This window comes from Micromonospora taraxaci, from assembly GCF_007830095.1.
Classification (GTDB): domain Bacteria; phylum Actinomycetota; class Actinomycetes; order Mycobacteriales; family Micromonosporaceae; genus Micromonospora; species Micromonospora taraxaci.
This window is the reverse complement of record NZ_VIWZ01000001.1, coordinates 4,658,855-4,679,986: the sequence shown is the minus strand read 5'-3', so window position 1 is coordinate 4,679,986 and position 21,132 is coordinate 4,658,855. Positions and strand designations below refer to the sequence as shown.

At 69.4% G+C, this 21,132-nt stretch carries 24 protein-coding genes; 15 read left to right on the top strand and 9 right to left on the bottom strand.

Features of this window, described 5'->3' with window-relative positions; genetic code table 11:
- Positions 1–25: 25 nt before the first annotated feature.
- The 3 genes from FHU34_RS21185 to FHU34_RS21175 form a co-directional block, all read right to left on the bottom strand.
- Complete coding sequence (locus tag FHU34_RS21185) at positions 26–1,048, bottom strand: zinc-dependent alcohol dehydrogenase (protein ID WP_167524862.1); 1,023 nt, start codon at positions 1,046–1,048, stop codon at positions 26–28.
- A complete protein-coding gene (locus FHU34_RS21180; protein WP_145783260.1) occupies positions 1,045–2,235 on the bottom strand; it encodes a radical SAM/SPASM domain-containing protein in 1,191 nt (396 codons plus the stop codon). Before FHU34_RS21180 ends, FHU34_RS21185 begins: the two co-directional genes overlap by 4 nt.
- 97 nt (positions 2,236–2,332) lie before the next feature.
- Positions 2,333–2,800: an NUDIX hydrolase gene (locus tag FHU34_RS21175; protein WP_145783258.1), complete on the bottom strand. Its 468-nt coding sequence runs from the start codon at positions 2,798–2,800 to the stop codon at positions 2,333–2,335.
- Here FHU34_RS21175 and FHU34_RS21170 point away from each other — a divergent pair.
- Entirely contained in the window at positions 2,778–3,704 is a 927-nt protein-coding gene (locus tag FHU34_RS21170) for an AAA family ATPase (protein ID WP_208745051.1), read from the top strand. The two genes, FHU34_RS21175 and FHU34_RS21170, sit on opposite strands and share 23 nt — an antisense overlap.
- Here the strand turns inward: FHU34_RS21170 and FHU34_RS21165 are convergent.
- Positions 3,602–4,342 carry a class I SAM-dependent methyltransferase gene (locus tag FHU34_RS21165; RefSeq protein ID WP_208745050.1) on the bottom strand — a complete coding sequence of 247 codons (741 nt, stop codon included), beginning with the start codon at positions 4,340–4,342 and terminating at the stop codon, positions 3,602–3,604. The genes FHU34_RS21170 and FHU34_RS21165 overlap by 103 nt on opposite strands.
- Before the next feature lie 124 nt (positions 4,343–4,466).
- Here FHU34_RS21165 and FHU34_RS21160 point away from each other — a divergent pair, with 124 nt between their 5' ends.
- Together FHU34_RS21160 and FHU34_RS21155 are read left to right on the top strand one after the other, a co-directional pair.
- A complete protein-coding gene (locus tag FHU34_RS21160; RefSeq protein WP_145783256.1) occupies positions 4,467–4,907 on the top strand; it encodes a hypothetical protein in 441 nt (146 codons plus the stop codon).
- Between the two features lie 97 nt (positions 4,908–5,004).
- Positions 5,005–5,577 carry a P-loop nucleotide/nucleoside kinase family protein gene (locus FHU34_RS21155; RefSeq protein ID WP_145783254.1) on the top strand — a complete coding sequence of 191 codons (573 nt, stop codon included), beginning with the start codon at positions 5,005–5,007 and terminating at the stop codon, positions 5,575–5,577.
- 149 nt (positions 5,578–5,726) lie between these two features.
- On the opposite strand, the gene FHU34_RS21150 is transcribed toward FHU34_RS21155, so the two are convergent.
- Entirely contained in the window at positions 5,727–6,005 is a 279-nt protein-coding gene (locus tag FHU34_RS21150; protein ID WP_145783252.1) for a hypothetical protein, read from the bottom strand.
- 62 nt (positions 6,006–6,067) lie between these two features.
- Here FHU34_RS21150 and FHU34_RS21145 point away from each other — a divergent pair, with 62 nt between their 5' ends.
- Positions 6,068–6,622 (top strand): HAD domain-containing protein, encoded by a 555-nt coding sequence (locus tag FHU34_RS21145; RefSeq protein ID WP_145783248.1) that lies wholly within the window; start codon positions 6,068–6,070, stop codon positions 6,620–6,622.
- Between the two features lie 105 nt (positions 6,623–6,727).
- Here FHU34_RS21145 and FHU34_RS21140 read toward each other — a convergent pair whose 3' ends face one another.
- The 3 genes from FHU34_RS21140 to FHU34_RS21130 all read right to left on the bottom strand — a co-directional run bounded on the left by FHU34_RS21140 (position 6,728) and on the right by FHU34_RS21130 (position 10,441).
- Positions 6,728–8,575 (bottom strand): glycoside hydrolase family 15 protein, encoded by a 1,848-nt coding sequence (locus FHU34_RS21140; protein ID WP_145783246.1) that lies wholly within the window; start codon positions 8,573–8,575, stop codon positions 6,728–6,730.
- Positions 8,576–8,693: 118 nt separating this feature from the next.
- Positions 8,694–9,296: a response regulator transcription factor gene (locus tag FHU34_RS21135; RefSeq protein ID WP_145783244.1), complete on the bottom strand. Its 603-nt coding sequence runs from the start codon at positions 9,294–9,296 to the stop codon at positions 8,694–8,696.
- Positions 9,293–10,441, bottom strand: coding sequence for a sensor histidine kinase (locus tag FHU34_RS21130; RefSeq protein ID WP_145783242.1), 1,149 nt, complete (start codon positions 10,439–10,441; stop codon positions 9,293–9,295). The genes FHU34_RS21135 and FHU34_RS21130 overlap by 4 nt, the downstream gene beginning before the upstream one ends.
- A gap of 107 nt (positions 10,442–10,548) precedes the next feature.
- On the opposite strand from FHU34_RS21130, the gene FHU34_RS21125 reads away from it, so the two are divergent.
- The 4 genes from FHU34_RS21125 to FHU34_RS21110 all read left to right on the top strand — a co-directional run bounded on the left by FHU34_RS21125 (position 10,549) and on the right by FHU34_RS21110 (position 14,278).
- A complete protein-coding gene (locus FHU34_RS21125) occupies positions 10,549–11,448 on the top strand; it encodes an ABC transporter ATP-binding protein (RefSeq protein ID WP_145783241.1) in 900 nt (299 codons plus the stop codon).
- A 19-nt stretch (positions 11,449–11,467) separates the two neighbouring features.
- Complete coding sequence (locus tag FHU34_RS21120; protein WP_145783239.1) at positions 11,468–12,187, top strand: ABC transporter permease; 720 nt, start codon at positions 11,468–11,470, stop codon at positions 12,185–12,187.
- A 53-nt stretch (positions 12,188–12,240) separates the two neighbouring features.
- Positions 12,241–12,954, top strand: coding sequence for a GOLPH3/VPS74 family protein (locus tag FHU34_RS21115; RefSeq protein WP_208745049.1), 714 nt, complete (start codon positions 12,241–12,243; stop codon positions 12,952–12,954).
- 130 nt (positions 12,955–13,084) lie between these two features.
- Positions 13,085–14,278 (top strand): low temperature requirement protein A, encoded by a 1,194-nt coding sequence (locus FHU34_RS21110; protein ID WP_145783237.1) that lies wholly within the window; start codon positions 13,085–13,087, stop codon positions 14,276–14,278.
- Positions 14,279–14,298: 20 nt separating this feature from the next.
- Here FHU34_RS21110 and FHU34_RS21105 read toward each other — a convergent pair whose 3' ends face one another.
- A complete protein-coding gene (locus FHU34_RS21105) occupies positions 14,299–14,853 on the bottom strand; it encodes a hypothetical protein (RefSeq protein WP_145783235.1) in 555 nt (184 codons plus the stop codon).
- A 479-nt stretch (positions 14,854–15,332) separates the two neighbouring features.
- On the opposite strand from FHU34_RS21105, the gene FHU34_RS21100 reads away from it, so the two are divergent.
- From FHU34_RS21100 to FHU34_RS21070, 7 genes are all read left to right on the top strand, one after another.
- Positions 15,333–16,109, top strand: a complete 777-nt coding sequence (locus tag FHU34_RS21100) for a hypothetical protein (RefSeq protein WP_208745048.1) — start codon at positions 15,333–15,335, stop codon at positions 16,107–16,109.
- 214 nt (positions 16,110–16,323) lie between these two features.
- Positions 16,324–17,199, top strand: coding sequence for an endonuclease/exonuclease/phosphatase family protein (locus FHU34_RS21095; RefSeq protein WP_145783231.1), 876 nt, complete (start codon positions 16,324–16,326; stop codon positions 17,197–17,199).
- Between the two features lie 375 nt (positions 17,200–17,574).
- Positions 17,575–17,904, top strand: a complete 330-nt coding sequence (locus FHU34_RS21090; RefSeq protein ID WP_145783229.1) for a TraR/DksA family transcriptional regulator — start codon at positions 17,575–17,577, stop codon at positions 17,902–17,904.
- Between the two features lie 173 nt (positions 17,905–18,077).
- Positions 18,078–19,121, top strand: coding sequence for an aromatic ring-hydroxylating dioxygenase subunit alpha (locus FHU34_RS21085; protein ID WP_145783227.1), 1,044 nt, complete (start codon positions 18,078–18,080; stop codon positions 19,119–19,121).
- Entirely contained in the window at positions 19,118–19,324 is a 207-nt protein-coding gene (locus tag FHU34_RS21080; RefSeq protein ID WP_145783224.1) for a hypothetical protein, read from the top strand. The genes FHU34_RS21085 and FHU34_RS21080 overlap by 4 nt, the downstream gene beginning before the upstream one ends.
- Positions 19,325–19,326: 2 nt before the next feature.
- Positions 19,327–20,274, top strand: coding sequence for a PDR/VanB family oxidoreductase (locus tag FHU34_RS21075; RefSeq protein WP_145785714.1), 948 nt, complete (start codon positions 19,327–19,329; stop codon positions 20,272–20,274).
- 30 nt (positions 20,275–20,304) lie between these two features.
- Positions 20,305–21,060: an IclR family transcriptional regulator gene (locus FHU34_RS21070; protein ID WP_145783222.1), complete on the top strand. Its 756-nt coding sequence runs from the start codon at positions 20,305–20,307 to the stop codon at positions 21,058–21,060.
- The last annotated feature ends 72 nt before the right edge of the window (positions 21,061–21,132 follow it).

Below are 21,132 nucleotides of genomic sequence, written 5' to 3'. Positions count from 1 at the left end.
CATCGGTCGAGATGAGACGGTGTCGTCACCGAGCTCTCGGCAGCACCATCGTCCGACGACCGGGGTGAGTCACTGCGTGCAGCATCGCCTGCTGGGCGTCCGCCAGTTCGAAGGCTCGGCCGACCAGGCCCTGGGTCGGCACGGCCCCGGACGCCACCAGCGCCGCGGCTGCGGCGAAGTCCTCCCGGGTGTGACTCACGGAACCGGTCAACGAGATCTCTCCGCTGCGCAGGCGCGGCAGGTTGAGGTCGAGCGGAACCGACGGGGCCACGGACTCGAACAGGACCACCTGACCGCCGAGTCCGACGACCTCCAGCGCCGCCTCGATCGACGCGATGCCGCCACGGGTGACGACGGCCGCAGCCACCTCCGATCCGACCGCGTCGCGAATGCTCCGCGCCGGGTCCCGCCCGTCCGGCTCGACGACCACATCCGCTTCGACCGGCGCACGTCCGTCCGCGTCGCGGGCTGTGGCGACGCCGACCGTGCGCAGGCCGCGGGCGCGGGCGGCGGCAAGGTGAAGAGCCCCGGTGAACCCGAGGCCGAACACGGCGAGCAGATCTCCCGGTCGACATCCGCTTCGATCGAGCGAGTGGACGACACAGGCCGTCGGCTCGACCAACGCGGCGTCCTGACACGTCGCCGCCGGTCCGACGGGAAAGACGTCGACATGCGGGACCACGAGCAGGTCGGACATACCCCTGGGCCCCTGGGGCTGCCGCCGCGGCGCCGCGGCCTTCGCGTACGAGCACAGGTTGCTCCGGCCGGCCCGGCAGAACGGGCAGTCACCGCAACGCGGAAGCAGTGAGACGGCGACCACCTCGCCCGATTGCAGGCCCGTCGAGGGAGGCGCGTCGAGGACTACCGCTCCCACCTCGTGCCCGCCGAGGAGCGGGTACTCGGGTCGAACGCCGCGGAACACCCGCTGCTCCCACGTGCAGATCCCACACGCGCCGACCGAGACCAGCACCTCCTGAGCAGCCCGCCGGGGCTCGGGCACGTCGTGGACCTCGACGCGGCGCGGCGCCACGAAGACCGCCTGCTTCACCGACCACCGGGGCCGGTCGAGGACAGCGCTGTCAGCGGGAGCAGACGCCGACCCGGCCCGCCCTCCGCCGCCGGCTCCGCGTCGGCGTACGGGGTGGGACGAGCGGCGTCGCGCAACATCGTCGCGGGAAAGTGGCCGCCGTCGTAGAGCACCTGGCAGAGGGGGTACGGCGCACGCAGGTCGCGGTAGCGGGCGATGGCGCTGGCCCGGCACAACCCACGACACGATTCTGCGACGGCGCAGTTGCCGCAGACCCCGTGCAGGTCGTCGACCTGCCAGGCCCGGGTGCTGGTGAACAGCGGACTCTCCTGCCAGATGTCGGCCAGCGAGCGATCCCGAACGTTGCCGGCCTTGGCCTGGTCGAACTCGTACATGCCCTGGCAGATGGCCACCTCGCCGTTGGCGAGTACGGCCAGGAAGGACTTGCTCCAACCACAGGTGGTCGTCGCGCCGCCCGGCTGGAAAGCGGGCGGAAGGGTGGTCATCAGCACCGGCGTGCGCGATCGGTGCGGATCCCAGGCGTAGTCCCAGAGGCGCTGCGGCGGCAGGCGGGCCAGGAGGTCGAACAGCTCGTCGGCGCCGATGACGTCCTTGGCGAGGCCGTGGCCACGCCCCAGCTCGTGCACGCTGAGGATCAGCTTCAGTTGGGACGCGCCCAGGTCGCCGGCCAGGTCGAGAATGTCGTGGATCTCGTGCAGGTTGCCCCGCCGGACGACAGTGTGGATGGAGAAGTAGAGGTCGTTGTCGCACAGCCGGCGAAGGTTGTCGACAGTACGTGTGAATGCGCCGCGCTGCCCACGGAAGGAATCATGGGTGGCCGCCGACGCGCCGTCCAGGCTGACGTAGAGGTGTAGCCGGTCACCGATCCGGGTGAGCTCGCCCAGCGTCGCCTCACTCAGGACGGTGCCGTTCGTCTCCAACGAGATGCGGAACCCCTGGTCGTACGCGCAGCGCATCAGGTCGACGAAGCCCGGACGCAGCAGGGGTTCACCGCCGGTGAACTTGACGTGCCGAGCGCCCAGGCCGCGCGCCTGCGTGAGAACCGACCGGATCTCGTCGTCGTCGAGCTCGCCGGGCTGTGCCTTTCCGGCGTCGACCCAGCAGTGTTGGCATGCCTGGTTACAGGCCAGCGTGAGGGAGATGGTGAGGTTCTCGAGAGAGTGGGAGCCGGGCTCGCGGTCTGTCATGCATGGCCCCTCGCTGTCGGCGGATGGAAGCCCCAGCGGATGGTCCCACGCCCACTGGCGGGTGTGAAGTGTCGTGATTCCGGTTGCGACGCCGACGTCATTCCTCGTTGCGGGTGCCCAACCAGTCGAGCGCGGCCGTTACCAGTGCGGGCAGTTCCGGTGGGGTGTCGAGGTGTTCGACCTCCGCCTCCGAGAACCAGCGGCAGGCGCTGACCTCGCTCAGTTGTGGACGTAGGGTGCCCTCGTCAGGTCGGCAGACGTAGATCATCTCGACGTGGTGGTGGACCTCGAGCGCGGCGGTCTTCATGTCTATCTCGAGAATGGCGAACGGGGAGGGAATCGTCCGGGCCGCAGGATGGACGAACGGCTGCCGGTCGACGACACGGACGCGGATGCCGGTCTCCTCGCGGACCTCACGCACCGCCGCCTCCACCGGATCCTCCTGCTCGGCCAGATGGCCTCCTGGATAGATCCACACCCCGATCTTGTTGTGATGGACCAGCAACACCCGACGGTCGTCGTCGACCACGATCGCGGCAGCCGTGAAGTGGCGGGCGGGTCTCATCAGCATCTCCGATACGGCGGCGTCCGGTGGCGTCAGACAGCTGATGCTGCCACGCCAGGACCCCGATGACCCCGTGGCGACACGACAGATCCATCGTCAGCACATTGTGACTCCGCTCGACGCGGTTAGGCTTGTCGATCGCCGAGAGGCGGCTGCCCACGGCGGGATCAGGTGGCGACGGGGAGAGCGAATCATGAGCTATCACGAGACGCAGGACAGTCGCCTCGTCGTCATCACCGGCGGACCGGGGTCCGGCAAGACCGCCCTGGTGGACGCGCTGCACCTGGAGGGATTCCGGGCGGTACCCGAAGCGGGCCGCGCCATCGTCACCGATCAACGTGCGATCGGCGGCCGCCTGCTTCCCTGGAACGATCCCGCCCTCTTCGACGAACTGGTCCTCGCGATGGGGATGCGCGCCCACGAGGACGCCCGCGCTATCGGCGGGACCGCCTTCTTCGATCATGCGATTCCCTGCACCGTCGGATTCATCAGAGCCCGCGCCGAGCCGGTGCCGGCTCACTTCCACGCCGCCGTCGCCCGCTTCCGGTATCACCCGACGGTCTTCGTGGCACCGCCATGGCGCGCGATCTACCGGCGTGACGAGGCACGGTGGGAGAGCTTCGAGCAGGCGCAGGACATCCACGCGGCCATCGTCGAGGCGTACCGTGAGGTCGGCTACCGGTGCGTGGAGCTGCCCCGCGCCGACGTCGCGACGCGGGTGCGAGTGGTCCTGGACCGGCTCGGCGGTGACGACGAGCGTCAGCGGGGTGACGGCCTGACCCGCGGCGAACCGTCCCGGCCTCACCCTCCGTCGGGGTCGCGACGCGATCGACCGAACGCAGTCACCAACGAGAACACGACGAAGGCGGGGCAGGACGACAGGCGAGCGGCGACCTCCGGGTAGCGCTCGCGCATCCGCTCCGACGGTCGCGGTTCATGGATCCGCTCGATGAGGAAACCCCCCTCGCGGAACTCGTCACACATCACGTCCAGCGGCTGACGCCAGTAGGCCACCTCCCACCCCTTGTTCCACTGCTCCCGCACCCTCTCCACTGTGAAGTAGCTCCCGCCCAGACGGCGCCAGTCGTCCATGGGGTGATGGGTGGAGACGACGAGCCGCCCACCGGGCCGGAGCAGCCGGGCGACCTCCCGCAGGGCACCGACCCGATCGTCGACGTGGGGCAGCACCAACGGCATCACTGCCACGTCGAACTCCCCGTCGGTGGCCCACGCCATCGGGGTGTTGAGATCGTGTCGACGGAACTCGACCGGCCCGCGAACCCGCTCACCCGCCAACCGCACCATCGCCGCGCTGGCATCCACACCGACGACCCGGCGAGCACCCTGCGCCACCAGGCTCTCGGCATACAGCCCCGGCCCGCAGCCCAGGTCGAGGACCGCGAGGCCACGCACGGAGCCCAGGACGGACAGCACAGCGGGCCGGTCGTAGTAGGCGTTGTAGGCGCCATCACTGGCGTGTTCGAGGAACTCCTCGGCGAAGGCGTCGTACATGCCGACGTCCGACTGCGGATTCTTGCTCACCGGGTCATGCCTACCAGCACCGGTGCCGCTTGTCGCTCGCAATTCGGTGCCGTCCGTTCATACCGCTCGACTCGTACGTCTGCTGGCCGAAAGGCTCCGCTCCTGCTACACACGGCGGGTGGGGATGGACATCATCGAGCAGCACGAGCGGGACGCCGACGAGTACCTGGCGGCCCATGGCCTTCGCGTCGACGCTGGCCGCGTTCCGATCGTTCGGGACATCCTGATACGCGAGACCCGGCACGAGGCAGACTTCTACGCGGGGACGGGCACGGTTCCCGGCAACACGCAGCTGATGCGGATCTGCGCTGTCCAACTCTGGCACGCCGGCGCCGTCGAGGACGCGCTGCTGGTGAGCCGCGCACGCGGCACCAGTATGGATGCGACAGGTGCCATCGACGTCGAGTTGATGCTGGGAGCAGGCGTGGCCAGGACCCGGGAGTACGTCGGAGCTCTGCACACCGATGAAGCCCGCGAGATCCTCGACGAGATCGCCTGGGTGCAGGAATCCTACGACGCTGGGCGCTACGCGGCTCTCCTCGACGAGTACTACCGCGTTGCGTGAGAGGGTGGTTCGGTAGCCCTCGTCCATTCTGGTGTTGACACCGAAGGGCTCCGAGCCAAGCTCAAAACGCCAGCAGACTTCAGGGCGGGAGGCATCCGTGAAACTGGACGACGGGATCGTCGTGCTCTCGGGCCCTCCGTGCTCGGGCAAGACCACGGCAGGGGCGGTTCTGGCTGCCGAGCGGTCCTTCCCGGGTCACCGTCGGGTCCACCTGGCGGTCGACACCCTCTTCGACCTCCTGTTCCCTGGATCCGATCGAAACCGTGACGATCGCCTGCGCGCCTACCACGGCGCACATCTCCTCGCCCGCATGCTTGTGGATCGTGGGGAGACTGTGGTCCTTGAGTGCACCTACGCTCGGCGTGAGCAGCGAGCAAGTCTCCTGAAAGCGTTGGCCGGCTCCACTGCATCGCTCTGGGTCGTCGAGTTCTTCGTGACGCCCGAAGAGGCCGTGAGCCGATTCCGGGAGCGTCGCCAAGCCACGGATCTCGACGAAGCGCTCGTCCGCGAGCGGGCCGATGCGTTCCCGTACTTCGACGAGGCCCTCCGCCTGGAGTCATCCGCTGGGACCCCCGAGGAACACGCCCAGCGCATCACCACGTGGCTGCAACAGGGTCCTCGGCCAGTGGACCAGGAGGCATGGACTCGGGCTGGAAGAGGCTGGAACTGAGGCCGCACTTCCATCGGCCGGATCCACACGTCGAGAGACCGGTTGTGCGGCCCGCGGTGCACTCGCAGCCGTACCTACCTCTGTCATCAGACCTGTACGCCGCCACATCGGACACTGGTTCCCGAGCCACCGTCTGAAGGCTCGGGCGTTCAGCCGGCGGAGTCCCAGGCGTCCTCGAAAGTGGTTCTCGCGATGACGAACCGGCGCCAGTCCTCACCGAGATCATCCAGGCTCGCCTGTCCGAGGCCACCGAACTGGTCTTCCTCACGTCCGGGTCCGTAGCGGAGAACCGGGCCGCTGTCGTACACCACGATCTGCCGAACCGGCCAACCGTCGTCGTCCACCTCGAGAAACCAGACCGACTGGCCCCAGGCGTCGAACTCGTCGCCGCGCGTCTCGTCCCAGCGACGACGGTAGAAGCGGGCCATGACCGCAAGGGTAGATCCGGTCTGCGGGCGGCCGTTCTCCCTGCCCACCTGGCGCAGATCGGATGGACCCACGATACGGTTCGAGCGTGATCGCTGGCCGTGCAAAGAGCCCGTTGATCTTCGTGGATGTCGACGGACCGTTGATCCCGTTCCGGGCCCGGCGGGTCAGCCGGCAGCGTCCGTCGCGCGGTGCGGATGTGCGGCAACTGGACCGTACCGGCAACCCGCTGCTCGATCGGCTTGAGCCAGATGACGGGCGGATGCTGTTGGCGCTGGGCTGCCAGTTGGTCTGGGCGACGACATGGATGGCGGAAGCCAACGAGGTCATCTCGCCACGGCTCGGGCTCCCCGATCTACCGGTCGTCGAATGGCCGGACGACGACGGGGATCCGGAGCACGGCCTGCACTGGAAGACCGCATTCCTTACCCGGTGGGCAGCCGGCCGCCCGTTCGTCTGGCTTGACGACGAGATAGGCGATGCTGACCGCCGATGGGTCGCGGCACACCACCCGGTGAGGGCGCTGCTGCAACGCGTCGACCCGTACGTGGGTCTGGCCGAAGCGGATTTCTCGGCGGTCCGTCGATGGATCGGGCAGATCGGCGCCACTGATCGGTGACCAGCGCGCCCGCTCGGCAGGCCTGCGACCCATGGCGATGATCCTCCGGGCCGTGGCCCCAGGCCGCCATCCACGGGCGTTTCCGGCTGCGGATGGCTGCCCGTGCTACCGGCGGCGGTGGGCGTCGGCCTCGGCGTCGAGCAGGTCGTTGAGTGTCAGCGCCGAATTGATCAACGACAGGTGGCTGAACGCCTGGGGGTAGTTGCCGATCTGCTCACCTGTCGACGCGATCTCCTCGGCGTACAGACCCAGGTGGTTGCTGAAGGTGAACATCTTCTCGAACGTGAGTCGGGCGTCGTCGAGGCGACCGGAACGGGCCAGCGCCTCGACGTACCAGAAGGTGCACATGTTGAAGGTGCCCTCGTGACCGGGGAGGCCGTCGGGGGAGTGGACCGGGTCGTACCGGTGGACCAGGCTGTCGGAGACGAGTTCGCGCTCGATCGCGGCCAACGTGGACTGCCACAGGGGGTCGCTCGGCGTGACGAAACCGACCGCCGGCATGGCGAGCAACGCCGCGTCCAGCACGCTCTCGTCGTACGCCTGCACGAAGGTGCCGCGACCCCGGTCGTACCCGCGCTCCATGACCTGGTTGTAGATGCGGTTGCGTTGGTCGCTCCAGCTGGTGATGTCTCCGGGCCGGCCGGTCCGGGTAGCCAGGCGGACGGCCCGGTCCAGCGCGACCCAGGACATCACCCGGCCGAAGGTGTAGTTGCGGGGATGGTGGCGGCTCTCCCAGATACCGGCGTCGGCCTGGTCCCAGTGGCGGCAGAGCCAGTCGACCAGGCGGACGGTGCTCTTCCACACCTGGTGTGAGACGCGGATGCCCTGCTCGTCGGCGAGGTGCATGGCGTAGAGCGCCTCGCCGTGGATGTCGAGCTGGACTTGGTCGGCGGCGCCGTTGCCGATGCGCACCGGACGCGAGCCGCGGTAGCCCTCCAGGTGATCGAGGGTCTCCTCGTGCAGGTCGGAGGAGCCGTCCACCCGGTACATGATCTTCAGGGGGTCCTGGAGGTCGCCGGCCTCGCGGATCCGCTCGTCCAGCCAGTCCATGTACCGGCTGACCTCCTCGGTGAAGCCGAGGCCGAGCAGCGCGTGCACCGAGAACGACGTGTCGCGGACCCAGGTGTAGCGGTAGTCCCAGTTGCGGGTTCCGCCGACGAGTTCGGGCAGCGCGGCGGTGGGTGCGGCGATCATCGCCCCGGTCGGGGCGTACGTCATGAGTTTCAGCGTGATGGCGGAGCGCTCGACCATCTCCCGCCAACGGCCGGTGTAGCGCGAGCGTTCGAGCCAGCGCCGCCAGTAGTCCCGGGTCCACTCGAACATCCCCTGGACCTCTTCGGGCGAGAAGATCCGCGGGTCGGCGTCGCCCGTCTCCAGGACCACTCCGCCGGTGTCGCCCTGGTTCAGGGTGCCGTACGCGACCAGGTCGCCGTTCTCGAGGCGGACGTCGCCGCGCTCGGCGATCAGGTGCCGGACCGGGTCGACCGGGTTGAACGTCAGGCTCGCCGATCTGCTGCGGAAGATGTAGCCGTGGCGGTGGGTCTCCAACTGGTGCTCTTCGCGGGCGTAGTCGAACCGGGGCCGGCACTCGACCTTGAAGCGCATGCTGCCGCGGACCATGGTGACGAGGCGGACCAGGCGGTGCGTGTCGGTGGCCCGCTCGCCGGTGACCGGCATGAAGTCCATCACCTCGGCCACGCCGTCCGCGCTGATGAACCGGGTGATCAGGATGGGTGTGCCAGGAAGGTAGAGCTGTTTGGTCACGTACCGCACGTCGCATGGCGCGATACGGAAGTACCCGCCCTTGTCCTTGTCGAGCAGCGCGGCGAAGATGCTCGGCGAGTCGAAGCGGGGCGCACAGAACCAGTCGACCGTCCCGTCGCAGGTCACCAACGCGGCGGTCTGCAGGTCGCCGATGAGCCCGTGATCTTCGATCGCCGGATAGCTGTCCACGTCTCTCCCCGGTTCGGCGGTCTCCTGCGCATCGAACCTAGGGGAGAAATTGTCGGGTTAGGTGTGTTTCGCGTTCCGCCACCCGGTTGCGTACACGATGGGTCCCGACGTGGTGGTGTCACAGCCAGTCGTGTTCCCGGGCGTAACGCGCCGCCTCGTGGCGGGTCCGGGTCTGGGTCTTCTGCATCGCGTTGGAGAGGTAGTTGCGCACGGTGCCCTGCGCGAGGTGCAGCCGGGCGGCGATGTCGGCTACCGAGTAGCCCTCGCCGGTCACCCGCAGCACGTCGATCTCCCGTTCGGTGAGCGGGCAGTCGTCGATGACGGCCAGCGCGGACACCTCCGGGTCGATCCAGCGTCTGCCGGCGTGCAGGGTGGCGATGACCGAGGTGATGTGCGACGGCTCGGCGGACTTGCTGACGAAGCCCTGCACACCGAGCTTCAGAGCCTGGCGCAGCACGCCGGGCCGGGCATGCCGGGTCAGCATGAGGACGACCTGCTCGGGACGCTCACGACGGATCTGCGCGACCGCGCCGAGCCCGTCCACGCCCGGCATTTCCAGGTCGATCACCAGCACGTCGGGCTGGTGTCGCAGCGTCGCCTCGACCGCCGTCGCACCGTCGGACGCCTCGGCGAGGACGGTGATGTCGCCCTCCATCGGCAGCAGCGTGGCCAGCGCAGTCCGGAGCAGCGCCTCGTCGTCGGCGAGCACGATCGTCGTCATCGCCCGCCCTCCGGTGCGCCCGCTGACGTGCGGGCACGGGCGGGCGGGAACACCGCAGCCGTCCGGAACCGCCCCTGCTGCTGTTCCACGGTCAACTCACCCCCGTCACCCGCCACCCGCTGCCGCAGGGCGGACAGTCCTCTGAGTTCGCCCGGGCCGTCACCGGTCGCTCCGTCGTTGACGATGGTGATGCCCGACTCGGAGAGCGTGATCTGCACCTGGGTGGCCTGCGCGTGCCGCAGGATGTTCGTCGTCGTCTCCCGCAACACCTGACCCAAGAGTTCGCTGGCGCCGACGTTCACCTCGGCCTCCCGCGTCACCCGCACCCGGATGCCCGCCGCCTCGAACAGGTTCTTCGCGTTCTCAAGCTCCGTGGAGAGGTTGAGCCGCCGCTGGGCGTACGCCAGGTCCTTGGTCTGGGTGATGGTGTCGCTGACCAGGGCGTACGTCTCCCGGAGCTCCTTCTCCGCCCGCCCGGCGTCAGCGAGCAGCAGCTTCCGCGCCAGCGCGATCTTCAGTTTGACGACGTGCAGGGTGTGACCCTGGATGTCGTGCAGGTCGCTGGCGAACCGGACACGTTCCCGGACGACAGCCAGCTCCGCCTCGCGTTCCCGGGTCTGTTCGAGCTCCCGGATGAGGTCGTAGAACCGTTCGCCGACGACCGTCAGGACGGTCACCAGGACGGTGATGACGGTCGGCACGAGGACGTAGGTGAACAGGACGGCGCCCGCGTCGTCGCGTTCCACCAGGAGCCGTGTCGCGCCGACGGCAGCCACGTAGAACAGGAGCGCGACAGATGCCCGTACCTTCCGCCGCACCTCGCGCAGGGCCAGGGAGCCCACGGCGCAGAACCCCCAGTACGCGTTGGGGCTGCCGGTCACCAGCACCCCCAGTGGCCACACCGCCGCCGCCACGGTCAGACACGGAAGGGCGACCCGGGCGAGGTCGTTCGCGGTCCACCGCTCGAAGGCCACCAACGCCGCGACGACACCGGGGGCGAGGACGATGAAATGCCACCAGGTGTGCGCGTCGCTGAACAGGAGGACCGCCGCGGCGATCAGGACCGGCGGCAGCGACGTCACCAGGGTGAGCCGGCGCAGCCGTCCCTGCGTCGACTCGGTGAAACGCTCCGATCGTGCGGTCACCACCTCAGTATCCGGCAAGCATCGGCGACGACCAGTGACACCGCGTCACAAGCGGTGGTGACGCAGCGCCACTGACGGCCGGCGCGGATCCGCGCTGTCATGGGTACATGTCCACCACACCAGTCATCGAAGTCGACCGGCTGAACCTCACCTACGGTGATTTCCACGCCGTCAAGGACCTCTCCTTCGAAGTGCGGCCCGGCGAGCTCTACGCGCTGCTCGGCACGAACGGGGCGGGCAAGACCTCGACGCTGGAGACCATCGAGGGCCACCGGGCCCCGACCTCCGGCACCGTACGAATCTTCGGGCGCAGCCCGCAGGATCGGCGGGCGGTTCGTCCCCGGATGGGTGTCATGCTCCAGGAGAGCGGATTCTCCCCGGACCTCACCGTCCGGGAGTCGGTGCACCTCATCGGCCGGCTCACCCGCCGTACCGACGACGTCGACCGGGTGCTCGACCTCGTCGATCTCACCGATCGGGCCGGCCGGAAGGTCGCACAGCTCTCCGGCGGGGAGAAGCGGCGGCTGGACTTCGCCACCGCCGTCTACGGGACCCCGAAGCTGATCTTCCTGGACGAGCCGACCACCGGCCTGGACATCCAGTCCCGCGATGCCCTGTGGGCAACTGTGGACCGGCTCCGCGAGAACGGCACCACAGTCGTGCTCACCACCCACTACCTGGAGGAGGCGCAGCAGCGCGCCGACCGCATCGGGCTCATGCACGGAGGCACCCTCCACCGGGAGGGCACCGTCTCCGAGCTGACCCGCACCCTGCCGGCCGTCATCCGCTTCGAGCTGGCAGCGCCGGTGTCCACGCTGCCGTCGCAGGCCGTCGTCGGCCACGACGGAAAGGTCGTGATCGAGACCTTCGAGTTGCAGAACGACCTGCACGCCCTGCTCCGCTGGGCGCAGGACCACGACGTCGAACTGCGGGACCTCCAGGCCGGGGCGACTCGGCTCGACGACGTCTTCCGCGCCATCAGCGGCACGCCCGCTGCCAACTCCTGACCCGTTAAGGACCAGAATCATGCTTCCCATCGCATTCGGCGAGCTGATCCAGATCTTCCGCAACCGGCTGGTGCTGGTCACCGGCCTCATCATCCCCGTGGCGGTGAGCGCGCTCTTCGTCCGCCAGCACGAGACCTTCGCCGCCATCGGCAGCCTCGGCTACATCGCAGCCATCGTGATGTTCACAGTGGCCGCCTTCGGGCTCTACACCACTGCTGTCACCACCTTGGCGTCCCGGCGACAGAACCTGTTCCTCAAGCGGCTGCGCTCCACCGCCGAAGGCGACACCGGCATCCTCGCCGGGTTGCTGCTGCCCGCCACCGCCATTGCCCTGGTACAGGTGACCGCGATCCTGACCGTGCTGGCCGCGATCACCGGCGAGCCGGGCAACGTCGTCCTGCTGGCGGTGGCGGTCCTCGCGACCCTGGCCATGATGATCGGTCTCGCCCTGGCGACCGCCGGGCTGACCAACTCACCGGAGCACGCCCAGGTCACCACCCTGCCCGTCAGCCTGGGCGTGATCGGTGTCGCCACCTGGGTCGGCACCACCGGCACCGCCGACCTCACAGTGCTCAAGCGGCTGCTGCCGGGGGGCGCGGCCACCGAGCTGACAGTGAACGCCTGGAACGGCGGCATAGCCCTGAGCGAATCTCTCGTCCTGCTGGCGCCGACCCTGTCCTGGATCGTCGTCGCCGTCCTGCTCGCCAACCGGCTCTTCCGCTGGGAGCCCCGCCGCTAGCCACGCCGCGAGAATCCCAGCGCCGACGACCACAACCGTGAAAGGTAGGACCGATGGCCACGCGACAAGACATGGGGTACGGGGCGGAGGCGAGCCTCGCCGAGGACCTGCTGCTGCTCCTGTTCCAGCCGAACGCCGGCTTCCGGGGCAGCGGGGTGATCGCCGGGGAGAACACGCTCTTCTACGTACTCGCCGGGGCGGTGCTCGCCGACCTGGCGCTCGGGGAACAGGTGCGCACCTCGGGCCGGGGCTCGTCGACGCGGGTCGAGGCCGTCGCGGACCGCCCGCCGTCGGACGAGATCCTGCGCTCCGCGTGGGACTACGTCGCGCAGAAGCCCCGCGGTGTGCAGACCGTCCTCGCGGCGGTCGGGCCGACGCTGCGCGGCCCGGTGCTCGACCGCCTCGTCGACAGTGGCGACATCCGTCGTACACGCCGCCGGACCCTCGGCCTGTTCACCACGACGGCGTTGGAGGACGGGGGGACCGGCCGTCGGTCCGTGCTCCTCGGAGATGTACGCGACGTGCTCGTCGAGGGCGTCGAACCGCGACCCCGGGTGGCTGCCCTCGGGGCGCTGCTGTCGGCGAGCGGAACACTGCCCCAGTTCGACCGCGACATCCCCTGGACCTCCCCGGTGATCAACCGCGCGAAGGAACTCGAGCAGGGCGACTGGGGAGCCGGTGCCGCTGCCGAAGCGGTCGCCCGTACCGTCACCGCGACCATCATCAACAGCGTCGTCGTGGCGACGGCCGTCATTCCGCGGCCCTGACCCCGTGGCCCTGACGGGGCTGCCCAGGCGGGTGAAAGGACGCGGCTGCTGGCGGTAACAGCCCCGGCAGAACGTCGGGAATGGTATCAATTCTCGGAGGACGAACGAAGCTGGCAGGATCGGCGGCCGTATGTCAACGAAGGCGGCAGCGCTGCTTCGTAAGCCAGGGCAACCTGAGCGGCCGAACCTCCTGGAGCTCTTCTTCGACCTGGTGTTCGTCTTCGCCCTGAACCGGGTCTCCCACCGGCTGGTGGAGGATCTCACCGAGCGGCGAGGGGTCCTCGTTGAAGCCGGCGAGACGGTGCTGTTGCTGCTGGCCTTCCTCGTCCTCTGGTTCGTCACGGCGTGGGTCACCGACATCTACGACCTGCAGACGCCGCAGCTCCAGGGGATGGTCTACACGGCCATGCTCGGCGCCATGATCATGGCGGTCGCGGTGCCCCGGGCGTTCGGCGACGGGAGCCTGGCGTTCGCCGGCGCGTACGTCGCGGTCCACATCATCCGTGGTCTCGTCATCGTGCCGGCGCTGCGCGGTCACGCGGCGCAGCGCCGCGCCGCCGGGGTGCTCCTCTGGTTCTCGCTGTCCGCCCTTCCGTGGATCGCCGGCGCGATTCTGCCGGACCCGGCTCGCGGGCTGCTGTGGGCGCTCGCGATCGCCATCGACGGCACGGCACTGCTGCTCTTCTACCCCGCGCCGTGGACCCTGCGCACTCCACAGCAGTGGCCCGTCTCCGCCGAGTACATATCCGAGCGGTACCGGCAGTTCTTCATCATCGCCCTCGGCGAGCTCATCCTGACGACCGGATCGGCCTACAGCGACACCTCGCCTCAGCAGGGTGGTGCCGCCGCGGCCTTCGCCGTCTCGTTCGTCACCACCGTGCTGCTGTTCCGGGTCTATCTCTTCAAGGCGGGCCAACTGTTACCCGAAGCGCTCGCCGCCGCTCGCGAACCACCCCGTCTCATCCGTGAGGCGTTCCTCGCACACGTCCTCATGGTCACGGGCATCGTCGCGGTCGCCGTCGGCTACGAAATCGTGATCAGGCACCCCTTCGGGCGCACCGAGGCAGCCTGGACCGTTGCCATCCTCGGCGGGCCGATCCTGTTCCTGATCGGGCGTGCCCTGGCGGAACACGCGGTGTTCGCCCGGGTCTCCCGTTCCCGGCTGATCGGCGCACTCGTGCTCGCCGGGATCGCGCCCGCCGTGACCCTCGTGCCGCCGCTGGCCGTGGCCGTCGTCGCCGTTCTCGTTCTGGCCGCTATCGCCGTCTCCGACATGATGCGCGCCAGCGGCAAACCACCCGAGCGGCCGACCGTACCCCACTGAACGGGCTGGCAAGCAGGTGGTCAGCCCAACGTGAAGGTCACGTCGTCGACGTCGAAGGTCGTGACGCCGTTGCCGGCCGTCTCGCTGGCCAGGAAGCTGACCGTCGCGGTGCGCTCGGTGCTCGCCCTGCCGCTCGACATGCTGTACTGCCGCCACTGCGCCCCGCCGTCGAACGCCAGCGAGAACCTCGTCTTCGGGGGTATCCCGGTGACGGCCAGTCCGACGTTCAGGTAGTCGCCGCGGGTGGTCTCCGTGGTGGTGGTGCGTACCCAGAAGCGGACGGTCAGGTCGCAGTCGGCGGGCACGGTGACTGTGGTGCGCAGCAGGTCGCTACGCGTCACGTCCAGCCCGGCGAAGGTGGCGTACGCGCGGCCGGTGTGCGCGGGTCGGGCCGCGTCGCCGAACACGACGATGCGGGGGCCGGCGGTCCAGTCGGTGGTGCCGCGTTCGAACCCGGGGTTGGCGTGGATCTGCCCGGCGCAGGGTGCGTCGGCCGTCGGCCGACCGTGCGACGCGCTGCCCGTGGCCAGGAGTAGCAGGGCCGTCGCCGAGACGATGGTGACCAGAGCCTTCATGAGTCCTCCCCGTGTCACGCATTCGGGTTTGTCGATGCCTGATCGACCATGAGTGATGGACGTCGGCGCGTCAAGTCCTTCCCGGCCCGTAGGTCGCGGACAGCGCGAAGCGGGCCCGCCCACTCGGTGAGGACGGGCGGGCAGAGGTGCGTGTCGATGTTGCCGGGGTGGTTGCGGGTGTGCTGGAATGGCTCGGCCGCAGCGCGGGGGCAACCGCGCTGGGAACGGTCAGCACGGGAGCCCAGTGCAGGCAACCCCGCCTCGTCCGCGGGCGTACGCCGCACCGCCGGGCCATCTCCACGACGACGGGTAGTTACCCGACGTACGCGCGTCGCGCCACGACCTCTGACACCGGAATGTCCGATGCGCCAGGTCGGCGCACCCGGCCGGCGACGAGGCAGGCGGCGATCGCCATGTTCGGGAGAGCCGTTCCCGCCCCTGGCCGCTGAGGTGGGGGCCCAATGTCATGAAGGATGACCATGCGCCGTTACCTCGCGGTGTTCACCGCAGCCCTGATCCTCGGCACAACCGCCGGTAGTGTCCCGGCGAGCGCGTCGGGCGCCTCCCAGCGCTCGTGCGCCACCCGTGGCCTGCTCTTCTGTGAAGACTTCGAGCGGCTCCCGCCGGGCGGTGCCAGCACGTTGGACTGGGGCGTCGACACCCGCAACGGCACGCTCACCGTGGAGCGTGGCCGGCGCGGCAACCAGGTTCTGCACGTCCGCACCGTCGACAACGGGCGCGCCTTCCTGCGCGTCGACGACTTCGCCGCACCCGGTAACCGCTTCTACGGGCGGATGCGGCTGCGCGTCGACGCCTTCCCCACCGCCCCCGACTGGGCGCACTTCACGCTGGTGGAGGCGACCGGCGCGGGTAGCTCGGAGGTCGTCCGTCCGGTCGGCGGCCAGTACGCGCCCACGGTGCCGGGGATCTTCTGGGGTGTGGGTGCCGACGGCGGCCCGACCGGGGACTGGACCAACTGGCGTGAGTCCGCCCCGGTCACCGAGGACACCTGGCAGTGCTTCGAGTGGAAACTCGACCCGACGGACAACCGCGTCGCCGTGTGGATCGACGGCGTGGCGAACCCGGAACTGACCGCCTCCACGACCGAGCACGGGGGCAACGACGTGCCCTTCGTCCTGCCGACGGTGAACACCGTGAAGATCGGCTGGCAGCTCTACCAGGGCGGGACCACGCCGGGCCAGTTCGACCTGTGGATCGACGACATCGCCCTCTCGACCAAACGTCTCGGCTGCTGACGTCGATCGCCACGACTCACCGCTGGCAACAACCGGCCGCCGCCCCGGGTGTCGACGACGCCCGGGGTGGTTCCCGGTCTCGGGGGGACAGAATCTCCGACGACCGAGCCGTCCTGTCCATCGTCTGTTCCCCGGTGTTCAACGCCATGTCGATGTGAATCGATAGTGTGCGTCGCTGGTCGCCATCGACGGCGGCTCGGGCGAAGGAGAGTCGATGCGCAAGACAACAGCCTGGTCCATCCGCGCCCTGGGTGCTGTCGCGAGCGCGGTGACACTGGTGGCGGCCCTGCTGCCAGCCACACCGGCGGCCGCCGCGAACGTGGCCTTCAAGGCGGCGACGCTGAACATCTACAACGGGCTGAGCCAGGCGGACTTCGTCCACGACCTGAACCTGATCGCGTCCACGGCGGATGTCGTCGGCCTCAACGAGGTCGGCAACCGCAAGGCCTTCCTGGAGAGCTGGGCCGCGAACAACGGCTGGTGGCTGTACGCGCCGGGCGGCACCAACCAGGCCGGAGAGGCGCTGATCGCCAAGAAGAGCATGTTCGACGTACTCGACAAGGGTTCGGTCTTCGTCTGTGACACCAACGGTCCGGGTGAGGTGCCGCCCGCGCGGTACAACAACTGGGTCAGGTACCGGCACAAGGCCACCGGTCGCGCCGTGACGCACATCAACGCCCACGCGGTCGCCGGCATCGAATCCGCCGGCCGACCGGAGGACCTGCCCCGCACCAGGTGCGCCGAGGCGCAGTTCCAGAACCTCAAGGACCTGGCGGTCGCCAAGCAGGCCGAGGGCCAGGTCATCGTCAGCGGCGACCTCAACGTCGACTTCAGCGCCGACCGGAGCTACGGGTACGCGAAGTTCCCGTGGCAGGTCTTCGAGGCCAACGAGCTGCCGAACCTGCGCTCCAACTACAACCTCCACGGCGAGAAGGGCACCGGGACGCACGGCAACCGGCACATCGACTACGTCTATTTCTGGAAGCGGCTGCCCGACTATCAGCTCATGTGGATGACCGGCTACGACATCGTCGGCGGCACGAAGTCCGACCACAACGGCGTCGTCGCGACGTTCTCGATCCAGAACTGACTCGCTCACCGTCCCGCTGGCTCCGAGCCCCGCTCCCGCCTGGAGCGGGGCTGACGGGTCCCGGGCATTGGCATTGCGGCGAGCGCCGCCCTATGGTGGAGGGCATGCCGCCGGTGACTCTCCGCTCGCCTGCCGTCACTGAGGTGGCGGCATTCGGTGCTGCCCGGATGGCGACGGCGGCCCGCCTGACGGCCGACCTGCGGGTGCCGGTCGTCCGCGCGTCTCACACCGCGCCCACACACCGGCTGTCCAGCCCGGTGCGAACCGGCCGAGACCCTCCCGCGGAATCGTTGCATCCCAGAACGACCGCCAGGGCGAAGCCATCAGAGCTTCGGCCTTTTTCTTTTTTTGCACCCCTTTTCGGAAAGGTAGGCCATGAGCCTCGATCATCGAACTGTCGACCAGGGTTGGCTGGCTGATCTGCGAGCGTCCCTGGCGGACGATTTCGCCACACAGACGGCCCGGCTCCGGGAACTGACCGAGCTCAACGCGGACACCGGCGACCCGGGCGAGGCCCACAACCAAGCCGCGCTGCTGGCGGCCGCCCGCCGCAACATCGAGCAGATCACCGGTGCGCTGGGCCGGATCAGCGACGGCACCTACGGCCTCTGCGAGAGGTGCCGCAAGAGCATCCCGGCCGAGCGGCTCGAAGTGCTCCCGCATGCTCGCTTCTGCGTGCCGTGCCAGGAGAAGCAGAACAAGTGACGCGTCGTGTGGCTGCCGGGCCCTGAGCGCGGCAGCCACACACCTGCGGCCGGCCGAGGCCGGTGAAGACGAACGCCGGGCTTTTCACCCAGTGAAAGCTCCGGTCCCCACCGCCGACGGCGCACGGGATGATTCGGCTCCATCGACGTTCGTCTGCGTGGAGGTCCGGTCGCATGGCATTCGCTCGTAACCAGTGGTATGTGGCGGCCTACGGCAGTGAGGTCGGGCGGGACCTGCTCGCCCGCACGGTGCTCGGAGAGCCGCTGGTGCTGTACCGCACCGGTGCCGGACAGGCCGTGGCTCTCGCCGACAGGTGCGTGCACCGGCGCTACCCGCTGTCGGAGAGTCGGCTCGACGGCGACACGATCGTCTGCGGTTACCACGGCTTCACCTACGACCCGACCGGCGCGTGTGTCTTCGTACCCGGTCAGCAGCGCATCCCGCGCACCGCACGGGTCGTCTCCTTCCCGGTGGTGGAACAGGACTCCTTCGTCTGGGTCTGGATCGGCGACCTGGACCGGGCCGATCCGGCAGCGATTCCCCGCGCGCCGTGGCTGGCGGACCCTCGGTACGCCGTGGTGCGGGGCATGGCCCCGTTGAACGCGCGGTACGGCCTGCTGGTGGACAACCTGTTGGACCTGTCCCACGAGACGTACCTGCACGGTGGCTACATCGGCACGCCGGAGGTGGCGAACACCCCGATCACCACCACTGTGGACGAGGATCGGGGCGTCGTCCACGTCAGCCGGCACATGGACGACGCCGCGTGCCCGCCGTTCTACGCCCGCTCGACCGGGATCCAGGGCCGGATCACCCGGTGGCAGGACATCGAGTACCACCCGCCCTGCCTGTACCTCCTGCACAGCCGGATCGCTCCGCAGGGCGTCTACCCGCCGGCCGAGGGCGAGGACAACGAGGCCTTCCACGCCGAGATCGTGTACGCGATCACCCCGTCGACCGAGCACACCACCTACGACTTCTGGGCCGTGGCGCGCGACTTCGCGATCGACGACGAGTCGGTCAGCGAGTACCTGCACGACAGCAACCACACAGTGGTCATGCAGGACGTGCGGGCGCTCGACATCCTGGAGAAGGTGATCGCCGCCGAGCCGGACCGGTACCAGGAGTTGAGCATCAACATCGACACCGGAGGCCTGGCCGCCCGGCGGATGCTGGCCCGACTGGTGGAGTCGGGGACGGTGGGAGCGCCGCAATGAGTTCCCACGCCGGGGAGCGGATCTACCGGGTCCACTGGTTGCCGGGCACCGACATCCTGCGGGGGAGCTGTCACTGCGGCGCCGAGCGCCTCGCCGAGGAGCCGATCGAGCTGTGGGAGTGGCTGCTGGGCCACCCGCAGGGCCACCAGGCCGCAGCCGTGCCGGCACCCGACCCGCCGACCCGGTTGGCGATGCCAGCGTGACGATGGACGAGTTGGCCGGTGTGGAGCTGGTGGTCACGCGCCGCGACCAGGTGGCGACGGAGGTCGTCGCGATCAGTCTGGGCCGGCCGGATGGTGCCGACCTGCCCGACTGGACACCGGGCGCGCACATCGACCTGGAGCTGGGGGCGGGCCTGACCCGCCAGTACTCACTCTGCGGCGACCCGGCGGACCGGTCGGTCCTGCGAATCGCCGTGCAACGGGAACCGGACGGGCGCGGCGGCTCCCGGCTGGCGCACGAGCGGCTCACCGTCGGCGCGACCGTCCGAGTGCGCGGGCCCCGCAACACCTTCCGGCTGGTCGCGGCCCGGCGATACCTCTTCGTCGCCGGCGGCATCGGCATCACCCCCATCGCACCGATGGTCGCCGCCGCCGACGCCGCGGGCGCCGACTGGCAGCTGGTGTACGGGGGACGCAGCCGCGCCACCATGGCCTTCGCCACCACCCTGCGGGAGAGGTACGGCGACCGGGTGAACCTGTGTCCGCAGGACGAGACCGGGCTGCTCGACCTGGCCGGGTTGCTGGGTCGGCCGGACGACCGGTTGGTCTACTGCTGCGGCCCGGAACCACTGCTGAAGGCGGTCGAGGAGCGGTGCCTCGGCTGGCCGCCCGGTCGGCTGCACGTCGAACGTTTCACCCCGCTGGCCACCACCGGCGGGGAGGAGACGACGATCGAGGTCGAGCTGGTGCTCTCCAGGAAGACGGTCACCGTGCCGCCGGGCACACCGATCCTGCAGGCGGTGGAGGAGGCCGGCGTGTCTGTCCTCTCGTCCTGCCGGGAGGGCACCTGCGGCACCTGTGAGACACCGGTGCTCGACGGTGTGCCGGATCATCGCGACAGCCTGCTCACCGCTCAGGAGCGGGCCGCCGGGGACATGATGATGATCTGTGTGTCCCGGGCCCGTACGCCCCGACTCGTGCTGGAGCTGTGACCTGCCGGCGCGGGCGGGGATGATGGCGAGGTGCGCGCACAACCGGGACGGTCGGTGACGAGCAAGGTGCTGGCCCTGCTCGACGCGTTCAGCCCGGCCACTCCGGCGTTGACCCTGAGCGAGCTGGCCCGCCGCTCCGGTCTGCCGGTGCCCACTGTGCACAGACGTGCCGCGGAGCTGGTCGCGTGGGGCGCCCTGGAGCGCGGCGACGACGGGCGGTACCGGATCGGCCTGCGGTTGTGGGAGGTGGGTTCCCTCGCGCCACGAGGTCTGGGGCTGCGCGAACTCGCCCTGCCGGTCATGGAGGACCTGTACGAGGTGACCCACGAGAACGTCCAACTCGCCGTCCGGCAGGACCTCGAACTCGTCTTCATCGAACGGATCTCCGGGCGGCACGCGGTACCCGTGCTCACCCGGGTGGGCGGACGCTTCGCGTTGCACGCCACCGGAGTCGGGTTGGTCCTGCTCGCCCACGCCCCTGTCGAGGTGCAGGAGCAGGTGCTGGCCGCGCCCTTGGAGCGGTACACCGACATGACCATCACCGACCCGAGGCGGCTACGCCGCTGCCTCGCCGAGGTGCGCCGGGTCGGGTACGCGGTCAGCGACCGTCAGGTCACGATGGACGCTCTCTCGGTGGCCGCGCCGATCCGCGTACCGGAGGGTGTGGTGGCGGCGATCTCGCTGGTGGTCGCGCACGACCGGGCGGACCCGGTGGCGCTGGCCCCGCTGGTGCGGGCGGCGGGCCGAGCGCTCTCCCGGGCGCTGGGAAAGACTGCAGATCGTTGACGCCCGATCAAATTCTGCATTACGTTGCCGGTGCGCGTAGTACCCGGAGGGCCACCATCGACGACAGGGAGC

Excerpts from the sequence above, each read along its gene's own strand:
- FHU34_RS21180 (WP_145783260.1), bottom strand. The coding sequence starts at position 2,235 with ATGACAGACCGCGAGCCCGGCTCCCACTCTCTCGAGAACCTCACCATC.
- FHU34_RS21145 (WP_145783248.1), top strand. The coding sequence starts at position 6,068 with ATGGACCCACGATACGGTTCGAGCGTGATCGCTGGCCGTGCAAAGAGC.
- FHU34_RS21090 (WP_145783229.1), top strand. The coding sequence starts at position 17,575 with ATGAGCCTCGATCATCGAACTGTCGACCAGGGTTGGCTGGCTGATCTG.
- FHU34_RS21150 (WP_145783252.1), bottom strand. The coding sequence starts at position 6,005 with ATGGCCCGCTTCTACCGTCGTCGCTGGGACGAGACGCGCGGCGACGAG.
- FHU34_RS21100 (WP_208745048.1), top strand. The coding sequence starts at position 15,333 with ATGCGCCGTTACCTCGCGGTGTTCACCGCAGCCCTGATCCTCGGCACA.
- FHU34_RS21115 (WP_208745049.1), top strand. The coding sequence starts at position 12,241 with ATGGCCACGCGACAAGACATGGGGTACGGGGCGGAGGCGAGCCTCGCC.
- FHU34_RS21080 (WP_145783224.1), top strand. The coding sequence starts at position 19,118 with ATGAGTTCCCACGCCGGGGAGCGGATCTACCGGGTCCACTGGTTGCCG.
- FHU34_RS21135 (WP_145783244.1), bottom strand. The coding sequence starts at position 9,296 with ATGACGACGATCGTGCTCGCCGACGACGAGGCGCTGCTCCGGACTGCG.
- FHU34_RS21085 (WP_145783227.1), top strand. The coding sequence starts at position 18,078 with ATGGCATTCGCTCGTAACCAGTGGTATGTGGCGGCCTACGGCAGTGAG.
- FHU34_RS21075 (WP_145785714.1), top strand. The coding sequence starts at position 19,327 with ATGGACGAGTTGGCCGGTGTGGAGCTGGTGGTCACGCGCCGCGACCAG.
- FHU34_RS21175 (WP_145783258.1), bottom strand. The coding sequence starts at position 2,800 with ATGAGACCCGCCCGCCACTTCACGGCTGCCGCGATCGTGGTCGACGAC.
- FHU34_RS21160 (WP_145783256.1), top strand. The coding sequence starts at position 4,467 with ATGGACATCATCGAGCAGCACGAGCGGGACGCCGACGAGTACCTGGCG.
- FHU34_RS21105 (WP_145783235.1), bottom strand. The coding sequence starts at position 14,853 with ATGAAGGCTCTGGTCACCATCGTCTCGGCGACGGCCCTGCTACTCCTG.
- FHU34_RS21095 (WP_145783231.1), top strand. The coding sequence starts at position 16,324 with ATGCGCAAGACAACAGCCTGGTCCATCCGCGCCCTGGGTGCTGTCGCG.
- FHU34_RS21120 (WP_145783239.1), top strand. The coding sequence starts at position 11,468 with ATGCTTCCCATCGCATTCGGCGAGCTGATCCAGATCTTCCGCAACCGG.
- FHU34_RS21110 (WP_145783237.1), top strand. The coding sequence starts at position 13,085 with ATGTCAACGAAGGCGGCAGCGCTGCTTCGTAAGCCAGGGCAACCTGAG.
- FHU34_RS21125 (WP_145783241.1), top strand. The coding sequence starts at position 10,549 with ATGTCCACCACACCAGTCATCGAAGTCGACCGGCTGAACCTCACCTAC.